This window comes from Mycobacterium paraseoulense (assembly GCF_010731655.1).
Classification (GTDB): domain Bacteria; phylum Actinomycetota; class Actinomycetes; order Mycobacteriales; family Mycobacteriaceae; genus Mycobacterium; species Mycobacterium paraseoulense.
Genome location: NZ_AP022619.1, coordinates 5,550,701 through 5,567,678 on the forward strand (window position 1 = coordinate 5,550,701; position 16,978 = coordinate 5,567,678).

A 16,978-nucleotide genomic window follows, 5' to 3' on the forward strand; every position below is an offset into this window, starting at 1 on the left:
ATTGCCGATGCTTCACGATGTTCGCGTGCTCGAGCTGTCCCTCTTCTCCCCCGACGCCCTCGGCGGACACCTCGCCGACCTGGGCGCCGAGGTGATCAAGATCGAACAACCCGGGGGCGGCGGGTTCCGCGGCGGACTCTTTCCGCCCGACAACGTGCAAAACCTCCAATGGAATCGCGGAAAGAAAAGCGTCACGCTCGATTTGAAATCGGAGAAGGGGGTCGCGATCTTCCGGCGCCTCGCCGCCGACGCCACGGTGGTGATCGACGGCTTGCGGGCGGGCGCCGCCGAGCGACTCGGCCTCGGCTATGACGACGTCGTCGAACTCAACCCGACCGTCGTCTACTGCAGCCTCAACGGGATGGGTAGCTACGGCCCGTACGCGAAGCTTCCGACACATGGGTTGTCGTTCGACTGCTTCGCCGGACTGAACCCGCCGCTGATCGAGGCCGACGGCACACCGCGCCTGTCGGCCGGTGCCACGGGCACGACGGGTGTGTTGGCCGGTCCGCTCTACGCCGCGATGGCGGTTCTCGCTGCACTGCACAGCGCGCGCCGTGACGGGCGAGCGCAATACGTCGAAGTCTCCCAAGTCGACGCCGCGATCGCGTGGAACTTTCAGAAGCTGACTGCCCACGCGAACGGCCTGTTCGGCTACTCAGACGGTGTGCACGCGTCGCTGCGGTACCAGTACTACGAAACCGGCGACGGGAACTACGTGGTGTTCAACGCGTTGGAAGACAAGTTCTGGCGCAGATTCTGCGAAGCCGTGGACCGAATCGATCTCTACGAGCGTGGCCGCGCGCGTCTGGGTGACGATCCGCACGCCGACGAACACCTGCGCAGTGAGCTCACCGCGATCTTCAAGAGCCGCAGTCGTCGTGAGTGGACTGAGTTCTTCATAGCGACCGATATCGCCGGTGCTCCGGCCTTCGAAAGCAGCGACCTGCTTGACGACGAACACGTCAAAGCACGTGGCATGGCCTACGAGCCGTCCGCCGCGAACCGGCCGCGTTTGCGGCTGATCGCAACGCCGATCAAGACCAAGCCCGACCGTCCGTTCGCCGCGGAGCTTCCGCCGGCCGTCGGGGCGCACACCGACGAGGTGCTCACGACGCTGGCCGGCTGCGACGAGACGGAACTCGCTGCGCTGCACCGCGACGGAGTGATCTGAATGAACATTCTCCAAGGGGCGCGGATCGTCGAGATCGCCGACGAGATTGCCGGACCGTACTGCGGCAAGCTGTTCGCAGACGCTGGCGCCGAAGTGATCAAGGTCGAGTCGCCACGCGGCGATCGGCTTCGTCGCAGGGGGACGGGGCGGCGCGCGGACGACGATGGGGCTCTGTTCACATTTCTGAACGCCGGAAAGCGCTCGGCCGTGGGGGTTTACGGCGAACCGCACGTCGATGGCTTGATCGCCGGAGCCGACATCGTGATCGATGCGGGAGCCTGCGGCCGAATCGACCACGACGAATTACTGCGTCGATTGCCACATCTGGTGATCGCTGTGATGTCACCGTTCGGCCTGACCGGCCCGTCTCGCGACAAGCCGGCAACAGAGTTCACCCTGCAGGCCGAAAGCGGAACAATGGGTCTGCGGGCCCGGCCGGACCAACCACCCCTGCAAGCCGGTGGCCGCGTCTTCGAATGGGTCCTCGGAAGCTATGCGGCGGTCGGTGCGCTGGCTGCATACCTTAGTGCCCGTGCCGGAGGCGGTGGCGAGATCATCGATTGTTCGCTGATGGAAGCATGCCACCTCAGCGCCAGCGGCTTCATCGACTTGTACTACGCGCTCGCCGGCAGTCCACCGATTTCGGCTCCACCGCGAATGACTGAACTGCCCTCGATCGAGCCGACCGCCGACGGCTGGGTTGGGTTCAATACCAACACCCGTCAGCAATTCGAGTCCTTCCTGCTCATGATCGAGCGCGACGATCTGCTTGAGCAGGATGCGGCCTGGGCCTTGGCTCCGACTCGATTCGAGCGAATGGAGGAATGGAACAAGATCGTGCGTGACTGGACCACCCGGCACACCACGGAAGAGGTCGTCGAACTCGCCTCGGCACTTCGGATTCCGGTCGCGCAGGTCAACAACGGCCGGACCGTCCTGCAGCACCCACACTTCAAGGCGCGCGGCGCCTGGCGCGTCAGCGCTGACGGCTCATTCACCCATCCGCTACCGCCCTACCGAATAAACGGGACGAGGCCCGGCAGCAGCCCCAAGCCGGGACCGCGACTCGGCGAGCTCGGCGCTTCTGAATGTCCCTGGAGTTCAAGGAAATCGGAGGTTACCCAGTCGCCTGTGAACCTCCCCTTGGCGGGCATCCGCATCATCGATGCGACCGCTTGGTGGGCTGGGCCCTCGTCCACCCACATCCTCGCCGCATTGGGCGCCGACGTGATTCACCTCGAGTCGATTCAGCATCCGGACGGCGCGAGGATGACGGCCGCAGCATTCATCGACCGGCCCGACTGGTGGGAGCGCTCGGCCATGTTCTTGGCCACCAACACCAACAAGAAGGGTTTGACGCTCGACCTTTCATCTGCAAAAGGCCGAGAGCTGTTCTTCCGGCTTGTCGAGCAAGTCGATCTGGTGGTGGAGAATTTCTCACCGCGCGTCTTCGAGAATTTCGGTATCACCTGGGAAGCACTGAGCGCTGTCAACCCGCGGCTGATCATGACCCGGATGCCCGCCTTCGGTCTGGACGGACCGTGGCGGAACAACGTCGGTTTCGCGCAGACCATGGAACAAATGACCGGCATGGCCTGGGTGACCGGCCACGAATACGACCAACCCCGGATCCCGCGTGGCCCTTGTGACCCGTTGGCGGGTATGCATTCCGCTTTTGCGATGCTGGTCGGCCTGCGCCGGCGCGAGCAGACCGGACGCGGCTCACTCGTCGAAGTCTCCATGGTGGAGGCGGCACTGAATGCTGCCGCTGAGCAAGCGATTGAGTACACCGCTTACGGCACCATACTGTCGCGGTTGGGCAACCGGAGTAGGGACGCGGCGCCGCAGGGGCTGTACCCGTGCCGCGGCGACGAACAGTGGTTGGCTGTTTCCGTCGCATCCGACGCGCAATGGGCGGCGTTGAAAACCGTGCTCGGTCGGCCAGGCTGGTCGGATGATCCCGCGCTCGATACACACGAAGGGCGTTGGCGTGCACATGATCTGATCGATAAGCAGCTGGAGCAGTGGGCAGCCGGCCAAGACTGCACCGAGGTGGCGGCGACGCTGTCGGCTTCCGGAGTTCCCGCCTCACCGCTTTACGACGCGCGGCTCAGCCCTCAACACCCGCAGATGATCGCGCGTGGCTACTTCGAACACGTGGATCACTCGATCGTCGGTCAGCACCAGGTGCCGACCATTCCATTCCGGTTCCGAAGCGTCGATCGGTGGTGTCGGACGCCAGCGCCCACCGTCGGAGAGCACAACGAGAGCATCTTGAAGGAACTGCTCGGGTTGGACGAAACCGCGATCGAGGAGCTTACCGCTGAATCTGTGATCGGCACCCGACTCCGGGGCATCGGTTAGCAGGGGAGAGAAAACGATGCGCGTACGGATAGACCTCGATGCCTGCCAGGGTCACAGTCGCTGTGCCTTGACGTACCCGGAGATTTTCGACGTCGACGACGACGCCAAGGCATTCGTCCATGTCGAGAACATCCCGCCGGAATGGGAAGACAAAGCGCTGATGGCGATCGCGAACTGCCCCGAGCGCGCCATCAGCATGGACGAATGACGACGCCCACCAGCACCCCGAAACGGGTTCGATTTCCGGCAGCTCCACCGAGAAATTGCTGGTCAGGGCCACAGGCTCTGGCCAGTTTTCTTGTCGCCGGGATGTGCTGGCTATCTTCGTGCTGAGGCCGACGGCCGTTCCGCTACTGAAAGTGGAGCGACGGCCGTGCAGCTAACGTCATCTAGGGTCTCTGTCATTGCGACGCAGGGGCTCGGCACCAAGGAGTGCTCATGATCTATCGCCTTGCCATCGGGGTGCTGGCCGCTTTGGCGGTGGCGATCATCGTCCCTGCCGAGGGCCATCCCGATCCGCCGACCAAGTGTTTGACCAACACCCCCAAAGGCAAGCAGGTCTATGTGCCCTGCGATCTGCTCAACGCCGGCGCCAATTTCCCGCCGGGGCAGCGTTGTCCTCCACCGCTCGAGCAGTACCCGAAAGACGTGGCGGACTGGTGTGGCGAAGGCCCAGGCCTTGCGACTCCCACGCCGGCGAGTCCGACGACCCCGACGAGTCCTACGACCCCGACGAGTCCGACGACCCCGACAAGTCCCGCGAGCCCGACGAGTCCTGTGAAGACGACGACTCCCACGACTCCCGCGAGCCCGACGACTCCCACGAGCCCGACGACTCCCACGAGCCCGACGACTCCGACGAGTCCTGCGAACCCGACGAGTCCGACGAGTCCGACGAGCCCGGACAGCGGATCGTGAGCATTGACGCGGTCAAGACCGGAAGGCGACAGGCTTCGGGGCTGCTAGTCCCGGCCGGCTTGTCGCATCGGCCCAGACCATTTGTCGACGATTGCGAAGTCTTCAGAACGGGATCGGTTGGTTGTAGATAGTCCCGGTCTGGTTCTGGACGGGGTCGGTGCAGGTGATGGTGACGTTCCAGAGCGTGCCCGTCGGGAGCTCGGGCGCGAAGTTCAACTGTTGCTGGCCGCCTTGGTTCAGCTGAAATGTCTGGTTGAGCGGGGCCATCGGCGTGCCGACGCCCTGGAGGACGTCCATGGTCCCAAAGGTCGGGGTGGCGTTGAAAACGCAGGAGCCGTACGTGCCAGGGCTCCCGTTGCCGCTGGTGTCTGTGACAGTGACCTGCAGACTCGGAAGGTTGTTCAGCGTTGCCGGTTGGAAGTGGACACCGGCGGTGTCGGCCCGGGCAGTTCCCGCACCGAAGCACAAGACGGCGGACACGGCCACGCTCAACGCCGAGAGGACCTGGTTTTTCGTCGGGCTGCAGGGGTTCACGTGGTGCGTCCTTTCGTGGTCGCGGTGCCCCCCGCAGTTGTCGCCCACAGAGTAATCACGGGCGACGACCTTGCCCGCGCACGCCACGCCGCACGAGCGAGAGCTTTTCCCGCATGGTGCGGCCGTCATGGCACCGGCCATTCGTGGGCTGGGGCACCGCTGCGCGCGTGCTCCGCATACCGCCGGGTCATCTCACGCAGCGCAACGATGCGTTGCAGCCCGTGCTCCTCGAGGTAGCGCACCGTCCGGGTCTGCCAGACAGCGCCGGTGCGGCCGCATCGAGCACGCGCTTCGATAACTCCCAGGTACCGGTCACGGTCGCTTGCGTCCACACCCCAAGCGTCGAGCCCCGCTGCCGCGGCCGGCAGCAGGACGTCACGGATGAGCTGATCGGCGGGGCGGTCGTCGCCGTGCCAGGACAGCCGCGCCGCCAGCCCGTCTCGTGCCGCGCGGTGCAGGTTCTGCTCGGCCGCCGCGATGGACATCTGAGTCCACGGGGGTGGGTCGCTGTCGACCAGCGCGCGGACCAGGCCGTAGTAGAACGCGGCGTTGGCGACCATGTCGACGGGAGTTGGCCCGCTGGGCAATACCCGGTTTTCAATGCGCAGCTGCGGGCGCCCCGCCTGGACGTCATAGACGGGACGGTTCCAGCGCCACACCGTTCCGTTGTGTAGCCGCAGCTCACGCAGGGCCGGCGCGCGTCCGGCCCCCAGGGCGGCGCCGGGATCCTCGGCTTCCAGCGTCGGAAACAGCGGCCGATACAGCCGCACGAGGTCGTCGAAGAGCTCGACGGGCCCGCTGACCCACCGGTCACCGAGCCGGACCCGCGCCGGTGCAGCGGCGCGGACCTCCCCGCGGCGGCGGGTGTCGAGCAGCTGCTCCAACAGCGTGATGCGGGTTTCTTGCCATACCTGGCGGGCCAGCAGGTACGGCGAATTCGCGGCCACCGCGACCTGAGCCCCTGCGATCATCTGCGCGGCGTTGTAGTACGCGGCGAACCGGTCTGGTGGCACCCGCAGGTGCAGCTGCAGGCTCGTCGTGGCCGCTTCGGGAGCAACCGAGTCGGTTTTGAACTCCACCGGCTCACGTCCATCGATGACGCGCACCAGGAACGGCCTGTGGCGGGCGGCCCTCATGCGGCCGGACAGCAGCGCGTAGCGCGGGTTGTGGGAGATCCGCTCGACGGTCAACTCATCGGCGCTCAGGGTGGGCAGCATGCCGACGGCGACCAGTCGCACACCGAGCCGCTCGATCCGTGCCCGGCACGCATCGAGCACTTCGGCGAGCTCGCGCTCGCTGTCACGCAGCACCTGCCCGTGCAGCAGCCGTGGAGCGAGGTTCAGCTCGACGTTGAACTGGCCGAGCTCGTGTTGCATGTCCGCTCGGCCCAGCCGGGCAAGGACGGCGTCATTGATCAGCCGTGGCCGGCCCAACGGATCTACGAGATCGAGCTCGACCTCCATACCGATGGTGTCCTCATGACCGCCGAACCAGCCGCCGTCGACCATGCGCTGCATCGCGACAACGCACAGCTCGAGCCTGCGGCGCACCTCGTCGTCATGGCCGACAACCAAGGCGGAAGGGTCGATGCGGTCACCCACGGCGCACCTCCCGCGGCATAGCTGGACGTGGACCCGCTCAGCGGAGGCCCACTTGGGAATCTAGGCGCATGAGACGGGTCGAGCGACGCTTCAGCGTCGGAAGGCGGCTCCTCTCGAGCCGCCGCCCCTGGGCGGGTTCTCAGTTGCCTGCCTCGATTGCCGCGACGCGGGCGGCCGCGTCGGATCCGCAGAAGCGCTGGAGGTCCACCCCGCCCGCGGCGAGCAAGTCGTCGATCCGGCGTTTCAGGTCACCCGAGGAAAGGTGGGCATACAGGTTCGCACCCGGGCAAGACGTCTGGGCTAGGTCGCGATGGCCCGCCAGTGTGGCGGTCGCGACCCGAAAGGTCTGGGCGGCCCATGCAAACGCCCGCGCTGCCCCCTGAAGCTGGGCCTCCGACACGGCCTCCTGGTCGAAGTCTCCTTCGCAGAGGACTAGGAAATGACCCGTTGTGTCGTAGTCCGTCGCGGTGTCGCCCGCGATTTCGGTGCTCCGGAGTTCGTAGATGTTGCCATTGCGGTCGACGCCGACGTGATAGGCGATGTCGATCCACCCGTGCTGATCCTGGTGGTACCGCTGATCCTGTCGGAGGTGGCCCGGCGCATATCGGTTGTCACCGAGGACGACGGCCTCGTGGTGGAGCGTCATCCGAGTGATGGTGTGGCGCTTCCCACCGGAGCGGGCGGGCCGCGCGCCCCAGGCATCTCGGCATAGCAACAATGCCGAAGTGGTTGCCGTCAAGCTGGCGCGGGTCGTCGACGTCGCGGAAGGAGACGTCGAGCACCCACCGATCATGGACGCCACACCCATGCTGCCGGCCACCCCTAACAGCCGGCGACGACTGACAACGGCCGGCGGTTGATGGGGCCGGCCGGGCGCGGGCTCGCACACCGTCCTCACGATACGGGCGTGATCCGGGAGCGAGGGGTGCGTTTCGTTGTCCCGCCTTGACGCCGCCCTGATCCGAAAACAAAATCGCAGTCAACGAGATGAGCCCCACGATGAATCGACCGGCCGCCGCAGGTTTCCGCGATGCCATGCGAACCGCCATCGCCGCCGGGACTGCCTTCCTCGCACTGACCGCGGCCTGCTCGCGTGGCGACACGGGACGCCCGGCGCCGGGTACAAGCACACAGGTTCCCAGACCCGACGTCGCGACAGTCGTCAAACCGCCCGACCCGGCCCCCGCAATCGATTTCGCACCAGTCTCCAAGCTGATCAACCAGGCGATCGCGGCAAACAAGCTGCCGGGCGCTGTGGTTGAGGTCGGGCACGGCGGCCACGTCGTCTTCCACCAGGCCTATGGCTCCCGCAAGCTTGCGGGCGAACCCGGACTGGACGGGTCGCCGGCACCCGCGGAGCCGATGACCGAGGACACGCTCTTCGATTTGGCTTCGTTGACGAAGAGCCTCGCGACGGCCACTGCCGTCATGCAGCTCTACGAGCAGGGCAAGGTCGGGTTCGACGATCCCGTGCAGCGGTACTTGCCCGACTTCAACACCACCAACGATCCGCACCGCGCGCGGGTGTCCGTTCGCATGCTCCTCACCCATACGTCCGGTGAAACGGGCGACGTCAACCTGGGGGACCCCTGGGGACTGGACAAACCCGACAAAAGAGAGGGCATTCAGCGCGCGCTCACCACGCCGCTGGAGTCGACGCCCGGTGGCGGCTTCCGGTACTCGGACATCAACTTCATCCTGCTTGGCGCGCTGGTCGAAAAGATCACCGGTGAGGACTTGGACGTCTACGTTCAGCGACACGTCTTCGAGCCGCTTGGCATGGCAGACACCCGCTACCTTCCCCTGGCCAAAGCATGCGGTCCGCACACAATAATCGGAGCCGCGGTCGCCTGGTCTCCCGCGCAGCATGACGGGCCGACGGGCGCCTGTCCCGCGGGTACGTGGAGCACCGGTCTTTTGCCGCGCATCGCGCCGACGGCACGTGACGAAGATTGCCGGGCCGATCCGGGCAGGAATCCCGATCTCGATCATCTGCTCCGGGGCACCGTGCAGGATACGACGGCGCGGCGCATGGGTGGGGTGGCCGGACATGCCGGCGTGTTCTCGACGGCCCACGATGTCGGCGTCTTCGCGCAGGCACTGCTTGACCGGCTCGCGGGCAGGCCGAGCGAATTCCCCTTGGCGCAAACAACTCTCGAGTTGATGACGACTCCGCAGCAGCCCGGACATTCGCCCGATCAACTCCAGGCGGCCAACGATGCCGCCCGGGCGGCCCTCGCGAAGAGGCCGAACAAAGCCGATCCGCTGCTCGCGCCGCGCTATCCGGCGATCGCGGGGCAGAACCTGCGCGGCTTTGGCTGGGATATCGACACGGGCCAGTCCACGGCGCGGGGTGCGGTCTTCCCGATCGGCAGCTTCGGCCACACCGGCTTCACCGGAACCTCGGTGTGGATAGACCCACGCTCCGATACCTACATCGTCTTGCTCGCGAACTCGATTCACACGCGCGGCAGTCCACCGATGTCGGATCTGCGTGGCGAGGTCGCCACGGCGACCGCGCAGGCCCTTGGCCTTTAGGGCCGCTCGAAGTGTTGGTAGTCGAGGGGAGCCGTCCACTCGCCACCCCAGCGCCAGCCACGATCCGTGAAGACTCGGACCGCCGGGTCGCCGACGTGCAAGAGCCCCGGGTCGGTGCGGTTGCGGTCCAGGAAGGCCGCCGCGTTCCGTGGTTCGAAATAGCCGCTGGCGTAGAGGCACGGGTTGACACGCGGGTTGAGATCGATCGCCCGGCCGTAGGCGTGCGGAGACCAGTCGTCGGTTCCCGGGATGCGCCGGCAGTTGAACGCCGAAGTGTTGTTGTCCTCCATGGACAATTCATCATCGGCGCCCGGGTAGTGGTCGACCGTGCCGATCTTCTCGACGGGATAGCGCAGTCGGTACAGCTGGTCGAAGATCGCGACGACCTCCGGCACCAAGTCTTCATCCACGATCAGTTCACCGCGATGCGTTTGGCCGTCGAAACCGATGTGGTCGACGTCGACCCGTCGCAGCCGCCCTGCCTCGACTGGGCACCCCGGCCGCCAGCTCTCCCCGAGCTCGGCGGCGGTGACGGGCGCCACGGTGCCACCGGCGGGTGCATTCGGCGCAGGGGCCGACGTCGCGGCGGTCGGCGGCGCTGGTGTGGCGGACCGCGCCGGTGTCGCCGCAGGAGGTGGCTGCGCAGCGGTGCACTGCACCAGCACGAGACATGCTGCGAGCATTCCCGCCACCGCGGCACCCCGCCGCTTGACGGGCATCAACGGGGATGAGTCCTCACCGCTTGCTTCTTCCATCCGCACAAGGCCGCCGCGATAAGCGGTTTGGCCAGACAGCCCGGTGCAACGCTACCCGGTTCGCCCGATGCCTGTTCCGATCACGCGGATTGTGATCCTTTTGCGCAAGTGGCGTCGCCGCATACCTTCCCGGGGTGACATCGAATGTGGGCAGCATCCCGACCCAGGTACCTAGAGCCATACCCGCGACGTTCAAGCAGGCGCTCTTCGTCGCAGTGACAGCCGGGCTCGGCTACGGCTTCGACTCGTACGCGGTAAACATCTACGGGTTGGTGCTGCCGGACATCAAGAAGACGTTGCACATCACCGACGCTGAGGCCGGGTACATCGGCTCGATCTTCCTGTTGGGCTACACAATTGGCACCATCGGCTTCGGATACGCCGCCGACCGGTGGGGCCGCAAAGCCACGCTCGGAGCGTCGATCCTGCTCTACGGCATCACCACGTCGTTGGCCGGGCTCACCGCGAATCTGGCCGCCTTCACCGGACTTCGCTTCCTCACCGGTGTCGGCGGCGCCGGTGAACTGGCCGTCGGTGCGCCCTACACCGCCGAAGTCTGGCCTGCGAAGACGCGCGCGCTCGGAGTCGGCGGGGTGATCTTCTCCTTCTTCTCGCTGGGCTATGTCCTCGCGGCCGCCGTCGCGCTGGCCCTGGTCCCGCGCTTCGGCTGGCAATCCGCCTTCGTCGTGGCGATCGTCCCGGCCGTCGTCCTATTCCTCGTCAGGCGGGGTATCGCCGAGTCGCACCGGTACACCGATGTGCAGACCAGGGTCGACAACGGGGCCGCCAGGCCACGACTTTGGCAACTTCCCGGCGTACGTCGGCGACTCATCTCCGGCTGGCTCATCTACACCGCCAACGCGGTTGGCTACTGGGGCGTAACCGTCTTTCTGACGACGTACATCGTCAAGAGGTTCCACGCATCCTCGATCGACGCGATCCGCTATGCCCTGGTGTTCTTCCTGCTTCAGGTCCTCTTCGTCTACGTGGGAACCGCGCTCGCCGATTGGGTGGGCCGGCGCCCTTCGGCGATCCTCGCCGGAGTGATCGAGTTGATCTCAACGATCCTGGCCGCCACCTCCCACTCGTTGGACAGATATCTGATCTTTGGTGCGATCGCCATCGCCACCCTCGGCTGGCTTTGGGGCGTCGGTGACACCTACGTCTCAGAGCTCTTCCCAACCGTGTTGCGCGGCACCGGTTTCGGCATCGCTGTTGGCGGCGGCCGGGTGGTCTCCATCGCGGCCCCGGCCGTGGTCGGTTGGGGCATTACGCAATACGGGCTCGAGACACCGTATCTGGCGCTCGCCGGTCTCTGGGTGCTAACGCTGGTCGGCTACTCGATGGGACCGGAGACGAAAGGCAAGGAACTCGAACACCTGGCTGACGAGGCCCTCACAGAAGACCTCGTGCCGGTCGGGCCGAAGAAATGAGCGAGCGATGACGTCCGGGATCGTCCGCGGCACATGCCAACCCACGGCCACCGTCAGGGCTGGCGCGCCACGATCACCGGGGCCTTGGCCCTGTTGACCACCGCCGCCCCGACCGATCCCAGCAACCTGCCCCTGAACCGGCCGCAGCCGTGGCTGCCGACCACGATCAATTGCGCCCGTTCGGACGCCTTGATCAGCCAACGTGCCGGATCACCGATTTCGATCCGGCGGTCGATCCCCACCTGGGGATAGCGTTCGTGCCAACCGGCCAGCCGTTCAGCCAGCGTCTCCTCCTCCTCGGATAGCTGAGCGTCCCATTTCGAGTCTTGGAACAACGCCTTGGAGCCGGAAACCCGCGGATCGGTCCAGGCGTGCAAAGCCATCAGCCCGACACCGCGTCGGGAGGCTTCCTCAAATGCGATGGCGGTGGCCGCTTCCGATGCCGGTGAGCCGTCGATGCCGACCAGGACCGGCGCCCGCGCGCCAGTGCCGGTCATGGCTTTGTCGTCGTGGATTACGGCAACCGCGCAATGCGCGTGGTAGACCAAGTTCGAACTCACCGAGCCCAGGAAGCCGCCGGCCAAGGCGCCGCCGTGTCCCCGGTAGCCGGTCACGACCATCTCCGCCGCTCGGGAGAGGCCGACGAGTGTCGGGATGGTCGCCGAGTGCAGCACCTTGCCATCGATCCGCACCGGATCGCAGGCACCGGTGTCCTGCGCGGCGACCTTGATCGCCGACGCGATGACATCGCGAGCCCGCTGTTCCTGCCATTGGCTGAAGCCGGCCGGCGCGGCGACCTCGAACCACTGCGGCAAGAAGGCGTCGACGACATGGACGAGGGCCAGCGGCGCCTTCCGCAGCGCCGCATCGCGGGCCGCCCACCGGACGGCGCCCAGAGCCGCGGCCGAGCCATCAACGCCTACCAAGATCGCGCCACGTGGTGGTTGCCACATTCGAAGTTCTTTTCTGATCGGCCCCGTGTACCCACCGGCAGGATCGCCCGGGGCGGCCGTAAGTGTCAGGGCCGAAGAGATGCAAGCCGAAGGACCAAAGGCACCGAGTGGGCCGCCCGACGCATTGATACCCTTCAACGCACGGCGCACGACGTCGGCCACTACCGACTTCCCTGGAGGAGTTCATGCGCAGGAGCGCGTCATGACCGAAGCCGCCTGGGCCCTCTATGCCGAGCAGATGGACAACGTCGACGGCTGGTTCTTCGAGGCCGATGTCGCGCTCTTCAGCAAGCTGCTCGCCTGCCAGACGGCCGAACGCATCACCGGCGACATGCTGGAGATCGGCACGTATCAGGGCAAGTCCGCCATCCTCATGGGTTACGGCCTGCGCGACGACGAAGAATTGGTGATCTGTGACCTGTTCGGTGCGGTGGTGGACCACGGCGACATCGCGCCGATCTCACGCCAGCAGTACGCGGGCCTGGACCAGCAGCAGTTCCTGACCAACTGGGATCGGTTCCATACGCGCCGGCCACAGCTCGAGGTCTGCCCGTCGTCAGAACTCGATCTTGGCGAACGGGCGCTCCGTTTCACCCACGTCGACGGCTGCCACAGCTACCCTTGCGTGGCCAAGGACATCGACCTCGCCGTGACCCACGCCGCGCCACGAGGTGTGATCGCGCTGGACGACTACCGGGGGGTCGAGACCCCCGGCGTGGCGGCGGCCGTCTGGCAGGCCGTCGGCAACGGCGTCTTGTTCCCGTTCGCGGCCACCTACATGAAGCTCTACGCCTGCGCGTCGGCCGGTGATCGGAGTTATTGGTTGGAGCGTGTCAGGGACAGTACCGACATCTGTGCCTGCCCCGACTTCGAGTTGCCGTCTTACCGCAGCGTCTCGGCCGCGCAGATTCAGCATTCGACCGCCGCGCACTGACAACAGGATCATTCCGCGGTCCGCGGCGGTTGCCCGTCAGTCGAGCGGCGGAGACGAACTTCCTCCTCCAAGAGGTCGGCGGCCGTGGCGGCGCTTTCCGCGGGTGTGGCCATCTGGGCGGCGACCTCACGGGTACGAGCCACGCACTGCGGCGTGAGGATGGACCGCAGATCCGCGATCAGCGAATCCGGAGTGGTATCGACGAAGCGCCGTCCTATGCCGACTCCCAAGTGGTTGACCGCAGCTGCCCATAGCGGCTGATCGACCGAGACGGCAAGCGCCAACGTGGGGACTCCCGCGCGTATGCCGGCGAACGTGGTGCCCGGGCCCCCGTGGTGGACGACCGCGCGGCAGGCGGGGAAAACGGTCGCGTGGTTCACCGCGCTCACCAGCTTCACGTGCTCGAGATGCGGGACGTCGGCGAGGTCGCTGACACCGCTGCAAACCAACGCCCGTTCGCCCAGCTGGGCACACGCGGTGGTCATCGCGATGATGTCGACGGACGATGCGACTCGCGCGCTGCTGCCGAAACCGAAATAGATTGGCGGCGTTCCCGCGGCGAGCCATGACGAGACGTCGTCGTCGTCCTCGGTCGGCAACTCCAGCGTCAGGCCCCCGACGAATGGTCGCCGGACACCGTGTTCCGCCCATTCGGCTGCCAGTCCCGGAAAGAAGAAGTCGTCGTAGGCCTGGATCTCCAGCGGCTGCGGCGCGGACGCGCCCCTTTCCGCTGCCAGCCCCAGCGCCCGGCGTAGGTCGTCCTCGGCGTCTCTGGTTACGGGCGAAAGCGTTTCGCTGGGGGGAATGGGATAGATGTGAATCGCGGCCTGTGGAATGTCATAGTATTCCGCAACATTGGCGGCCAGCCCTTGCTCGCTGGCGTCTGTCAACAGCAGGTCGGCCCCGTCGGCCAGTGACGTGAGCGCCCTACCCAGCTCCGGCCACGTTTGCGTGATGTCCCGGAAGATTTCCCACGCCATGGTGGCGGGGTTCGGCGTCGCCCCGTATTTGCGAGCGATTTCTGCGTTCTGCCGCACCTGGTCCGGGCCGTGGCCGACCGCGGCAAGCCCGGCCGACTCGATGAAGCCCACATAGTTGGGCGGCACGGCCATCAACACGTCGTGACCCCTGCGTTGCAGTTCCCGGGCGATGGCGGCGCACGGCTCGATATCGCCGCGAGTTCCCAAGGTTGCCAGCACGAATCTCATGTCAGGAAGCCGACTTTCGGTGATGTGCGTGCCACGTTACACAAGTTGTCCCGCCCGACAACCTCGACGCGGGCGCCCGCAACCAGGGCTCTCACCTTGCATTCTCCCCAATGCCGGTACATGCCGTGGCTCTCGAAGCCCCCGGCCCGCGGGCGCTCAAGACCACGGATGTTTCGGTCGTCGGACACGACGTAGCCTCGCATGGCCGAGGTTGCACGTTTACTCCACTCCCGGCTTCTGACCCCGTCAATGCACCCAAGCCCTACGATTGGTGAGCGGGGGCCACCGCTTGCCGAGCCTCCAGGTCATCGAGGCGCTGAATCGAGGAGACGTGTCCGTGCAACTGTCGCTCCCACCCCTGTCCGTCACGAGAAGGCTGTTCACCGCCCTGTCGTTCGTGATCGCGTTCGTTGCTTCGGCTTCGCTGCCGCCCACGCTCGCTGCGGCTCACGCCGACCCGATCGGCTTCCCGCCGGACTGGCCGTTCTACGAGATGCAAACCGAACAGACGATGTGCAATGCCATGGCACAGGGCTGGTCACGCGCCCAGCTGGTCGGCGCGATGCAACAAGCCAACAATCAGAGCGTGACCGGACTGAACCCGGAGCAGGCCGCCAAGCGCGCCAACATGTGGGTCGACCTGGGCCGGATCAAGTACTGCCCCGGCGCTGTCGCCAGCTAGCCGCACCCGGCGCTCAGGCGCCACCAGTCTGATCGAGTCCCGGGGCGGCGCCCGCGCGTAAATCGCCGATCGGCCCGATTTCGTCGACTTCCGTGAATCCACGCCTCATGTGGGTAAGCCAGCGTATGTCCGCCGGTCTGATGAGGGAGTCGATGAGCAGGGAACAGCAACGAACAACGTCCGCGCCGGCCGAGCTGACCGCGGAACAGCGGACATGGCTCGGCCAAGCTTCGCGGCGGGAAGTCGATGGATGGATTCACGTCGCGGTCAACGGGTCCCCGGCGGCTCGTGGGTTCCAATACGGCTACCTCGTCGCCAGCGAGTATGCGGAGTCGGTCCGCGTCTACCGGGAGATGACGTATCAGACCATCGGCATGGATTACGACTTCTTCGTCGCCCGCGCCAACGAACTGCATGCCGACCACGTCGGTGACGAGCTGCGCGAGGAAATGGAAGGCATTGCCGCCGGATTGACCGCCGCGGGCGTCCCCGCCACCTTCCACGACGTCCTCGGCATCAACGACTGGATGGAGCTCACCGGCTATTGGTGGCCGAAACACTCTGGTCGCTATGGCGCGGTGGCACCGACGGGCGCTCAAGGCAGCCACTGCAGCGCCTTCATCGCCACCGGCAGCGCGACCGTGGACGGATCGATAGTGATGGGCCACACCAGCTTTACCGACTTCTGGCAGGGCCAGTTCGAGAACGTCATCCTGGATGTGACGCCCGAGGACGGCAACCGAATGGTCATGCAGACCGCGCCGGGCTGGATCGCGAGCATGACCGATTTCTGGCTGACCGGCGCGGGTCTGGCCATCTGCGAGACAACGATCAGCGGCTACGACGGATCCAGGGGCTACGACGAGACCCGCGTGCCGGAGTTCGTCCGCGCGCGCAAGGCCTGTCAATACGCGCGCGATATCGATGACTGGATCGAGATGCTCAACACCGAGAACAATGGCGGCTACGCCTGCTCGTGGTTGATCGGGGACATCAAAAGCGGTGAAATCGCCTGCCATGAGCAGGGTTTGCTGTATCAGGGGCTCACGCGGAAGGCCGACGGCTATTTCTGGGGCGACAACGCTCCGAGGGACCCGCGCATCCGCAACCTGGAGTGCCGCGCGACAGGGTTCGACGACGTCCGGTCACCCAACGGGGCCCGGGAGGTCCGCTGGCAACAGCTCCTCGCCGAGCACGACGGCCACATCGACGACGATGCGGCCCGGCGGATGCTCGGTGACACTTTCGACCCGTACCTGGACTGTGTGAACCCCTCAGCGCGGACCATCTGCGCCCATTACGACGCCGACCCGTGTCAATTCAACGACGTGACCGCGTTCAGTCCGCACGGATCTGTGGACGGCAAAGTGGTCGGGTCCGCCGACGTCGAGTCGATGAGCTTGTGGGCGAGGTTCGGTCGCGCCGACGGCGCCGAGTTCATTGCCGAGGACTTTCTTCGCGCGCACCCCCAATGGACTTGGCAACGCGGCTGTTTGGAGGATCGCCCCCCGCGGCCGTGGGCGCATATCCGCCCGGCCGGTGCGGCAGCCGGGCGAAGCCGCTAGCAGAGGGCGGCGGAGAACCACCCGCCCGTCACGACGGCGATGACGAGCGCGGCGGTGGTATGTCCGGTCGATGCGGCCACCACGGTGCCGGTGATCGCTGCGGTCAGGGCCACGACAATGGCCACGGCCAGCATTGTCCGGTGCGGATGGATCGCTCCGCTCGGGCGCGGTACGGCAACGACGGGTTTCTTCGGGCCGTGGGTTGCCGCCATGAAGACTCCTAATGTTGTGACCCGCGATACACCCCCAGCATAAATGTGCGGTGCATCACACACCAGCCGGCCCGCGCCGTGTCCGGCGGCTCGCCCGGGCGCGCAGT

Annotated in this window: 17 protein-coding genes; 10 read left to right on the forward strand and 7 right to left on the reverse strand. The window is 66.1% G+C overall.

Features of this window, described 5'->3' with window-relative positions; translation table 11 throughout:
* The first annotated feature begins 7 nt into the window (after window positions 1–7).
* The 4 genes from G6N51_RS25940 (at window position 8) to G6N51_RS25955 (ending at window position 4,587) form a co-directional block, all read left to right on the forward strand.
* Complete coding sequence (locus tag G6N51_RS25940; protein WP_264052925.1) at window positions 8–1,174, forward strand: CaiB/BaiF CoA transferase family protein; 1,167 nt, start codon at window positions 8–10, stop codon at window positions 1,172–1,174.
* Window positions 1,175–3,538 carry a CaiB/BaiF CoA transferase family protein gene (locus tag G6N51_RS25945; RefSeq protein ID WP_083172492.1) on the forward strand — a complete coding sequence of 788 codons (2,364 nt, stop codon included), beginning with the start codon at window positions 1,175–1,177 and terminating at the stop codon, window positions 3,536–3,538.
* A 16-nt stretch (window positions 3,539–3,554) separates the two neighbouring features.
* Window positions 3,555–3,746 (forward strand): ferredoxin, encoded by a 192-nt coding sequence (locus G6N51_RS25950; protein ID WP_046183509.1) that lies wholly within the window; start codon window positions 3,555–3,557, stop codon window positions 3,744–3,746.
* Between the two features lie 451 nt (window positions 3,747–4,197).
* Window positions 4,198–4,587 carry a hypothetical protein gene (locus tag G6N51_RS25955; protein ID WP_158086228.1) on the forward strand — a complete coding sequence of 130 codons (390 nt, stop codon included), beginning with the start codon at window positions 4,198–4,200 and terminating at the stop codon, window positions 4,585–4,587.
* On the opposite strand, the gene G6N51_RS25960 is transcribed toward G6N51_RS25955, so the two are convergent.
* The 3 genes from G6N51_RS25960 to G6N51_RS25970 form a co-directional block, all read right to left on the reverse strand.
* Window positions 4,559–4,990 carry a hypothetical protein gene (locus G6N51_RS25960; protein ID WP_142274998.1) on the reverse strand — a complete coding sequence of 144 codons (432 nt, stop codon included), beginning with the start codon at window positions 4,988–4,990 and terminating at the stop codon, window positions 4,559–4,561. The genes G6N51_RS25955 and G6N51_RS25960 overlap by 29 nt on opposite strands.
* Window positions 4,991–5,115: 125 nt before the next feature.
* The gene (locus tag G6N51_RS25965) at window positions 5,116–6,591 is read right to left on the reverse strand and encodes a glutamate--cysteine ligase family protein (protein WP_083172495.1); all 1,476 of its coding nucleotides are present in this window, start codon (window positions 6,589–6,591) and stop codon (window positions 5,116–5,118) included.
* Window positions 6,592–6,730: 139 nt separating this feature from the next.
* Window positions 6,731–7,330 (reverse strand): N-acetylmuramoyl-L-alanine amidase, encoded by a 600-nt coding sequence (locus tag G6N51_RS25970; protein WP_306460842.1) that lies wholly within the window; start codon window positions 7,328–7,330, stop codon window positions 6,731–6,733.
* On the opposite strand from G6N51_RS25970, the gene G6N51_RS29500 reads away from it, so the two are divergent.
* Together G6N51_RS29500 and G6N51_RS25975 are read left to right on the forward strand one after the other, a co-directional pair.
* Entirely contained in the window at window positions 7,317–7,451 is a 135-nt protein-coding gene (locus G6N51_RS29500; RefSeq protein ID WP_264053230.1) for a hypothetical protein, read from the forward strand. The two genes, G6N51_RS25970 and G6N51_RS29500, sit on opposite strands and share 14 nt — an antisense overlap.
* Window positions 7,452–7,590: 139 nt before the next feature.
* On the forward strand, window positions 7,591–9,129 hold the full coding sequence (locus G6N51_RS25975; RefSeq protein WP_232078486.1) for a serine hydrolase domain-containing protein: 1,539 nt from the start codon (window positions 7,591–7,593) through the stop codon (window positions 9,127–9,129).
* On the opposite strand, the gene G6N51_RS25980 is transcribed toward G6N51_RS25975, so the two are convergent.
* A complete protein-coding gene (locus tag G6N51_RS25980) occupies window positions 9,126–9,848 on the reverse strand; it encodes a M15 family metallopeptidase (RefSeq protein ID WP_142274999.1) in 723 nt (240 codons plus the stop codon). The genes G6N51_RS25975 and G6N51_RS25980 overlap by 4 nt on opposite strands.
* Before the next feature lie 170 nt (window positions 9,849–10,018).
* On the opposite strand from G6N51_RS25980, the gene G6N51_RS25985 reads away from it, so the two are divergent.
* Window positions 10,019–11,317 (forward strand): MFS transporter, encoded by a 1,299-nt coding sequence (locus tag G6N51_RS25985; RefSeq protein WP_083172501.1) that lies wholly within the window; start codon window positions 10,019–10,021, stop codon window positions 11,315–11,317.
* 53 nt (window positions 11,318–11,370) lie between these two features.
* Here the strand turns inward: G6N51_RS25985 and G6N51_RS25990 are convergent, their stop codons facing one another.
* On the reverse strand, window positions 11,371–12,270 hold the full coding sequence (locus G6N51_RS25990; RefSeq protein WP_083172503.1) for a universal stress protein: 900 nt from the start codon (window positions 12,268–12,270) through the stop codon (window positions 11,371–11,373).
* A gap of 202 nt (window positions 12,271–12,472) precedes the next feature.
* On the opposite strand from G6N51_RS25990, the gene G6N51_RS25995 reads away from it, so the two are divergent.
* On the forward strand, window positions 12,473–13,204 hold the full coding sequence (locus G6N51_RS25995) for a class I SAM-dependent methyltransferase (protein WP_083172505.1): 732 nt from the start codon (window positions 12,473–12,475) through the stop codon (window positions 13,202–13,204).
* Between the two features lie 8 nt (window positions 13,205–13,212).
* On the opposite strand, the gene G6N51_RS26000 is transcribed toward G6N51_RS25995, so the two are convergent.
* On the reverse strand, window positions 13,213–14,412 hold the full coding sequence (locus tag G6N51_RS26000; protein ID WP_083172507.1) for a glycosyltransferase: 1,200 nt from the start codon (window positions 14,410–14,412) through the stop codon (window positions 13,213–13,215).
* Between the two features lie 337 nt (window positions 14,413–14,749).
* Between G6N51_RS26000 and G6N51_RS26005 the strand changes: the two genes are divergently transcribed.
* Window positions 14,750–15,094, forward strand: a complete 345-nt coding sequence (locus G6N51_RS26005) for a hypothetical protein (RefSeq protein ID WP_142275000.1) — start codon at window positions 14,750–14,752, stop codon at window positions 15,092–15,094.
* Window positions 15,095–15,246: 152 nt separating this feature from the next.
* A complete protein-coding gene (locus G6N51_RS26010) occupies window positions 15,247–16,659 on the forward strand; it encodes a C45 family autoproteolytic acyltransferase/hydolase (protein WP_083172511.1) in 1,413 nt (470 codons plus the stop codon).
* Here G6N51_RS26010 and G6N51_RS26015 read toward each other — a convergent pair.
* Window positions 16,656–16,871: a hypothetical protein gene (locus G6N51_RS26015; RefSeq protein ID WP_083172513.1), complete on the reverse strand. Its 216-nt coding sequence runs from the start codon at window positions 16,869–16,871 to the stop codon at window positions 16,656–16,658. The genes G6N51_RS26010 and G6N51_RS26015 overlap by 4 nt on opposite strands.
* Between the last annotated feature and the right edge of the window lie 107 nt (window positions 16,872–16,978).

Excerpts from the sequence above, each read along its gene's own strand:
- G6N51_RS25940 (WP_264052925.1), top strand. The coding sequence starts at position 8 with ATGCTTCACGATGTTCGCGTGCTCGAGCTGTCCCTCTTCTCCCCCGAC.
- G6N51_RS25945 (WP_083172492.1), top strand. The coding sequence starts at position 1,175 with ATGAACATTCTCCAAGGGGCGCGGATCGTCGAGATCGCCGACGAGATT.
- G6N51_RS25950 (WP_046183509.1), top strand. The coding sequence starts at position 3,555 with ATGCGCGTACGGATAGACCTCGATGCCTGCCAGGGTCACAGTCGCTGT.
- G6N51_RS25975 (WP_232078486.1), top strand. The coding sequence starts at position 7,591 with ATGAATCGACCGGCCGCCGCAGGTTTCCGCGATGCCATGCGAACCGCC.
- G6N51_RS25980 (WP_142274999.1), bottom strand. The coding sequence starts at position 9,848 with ATGCCCGTCAAGCGGCGGGGTGCCGCGGTGGCGGGAATGCTCGCAGCA.
- G6N51_RS25990 (WP_083172503.1), bottom strand. The coding sequence starts at position 12,270 with ATGTGGCAACCACCACGTGGCGCGATCTTGGTAGGCGTTGATGGCTCG.
- G6N51_RS25995 (WP_083172505.1), top strand. The coding sequence starts at position 12,473 with ATGACCGAAGCCGCCTGGGCCCTCTATGCCGAGCAGATGGACAACGTC.
- G6N51_RS26000 (WP_083172507.1), bottom strand. The coding sequence starts at position 14,412 with ATGAGATTCGTGCTGGCAACCTTGGGAACTCGCGGCGATATCGAGCCG.
- G6N51_RS26010 (WP_083172511.1), top strand. The coding sequence starts at position 15,247 with ATGAGCAGGGAACAGCAACGAACAACGTCCGCGCCGGCCGAGCTGACC.
- G6N51_RS26015 (WP_083172513.1), bottom strand. The coding sequence starts at position 16,871 with ATGGCGGCAACCCACGGCCCGAAGAAACCCGTCGTTGCCGTACCGCGC.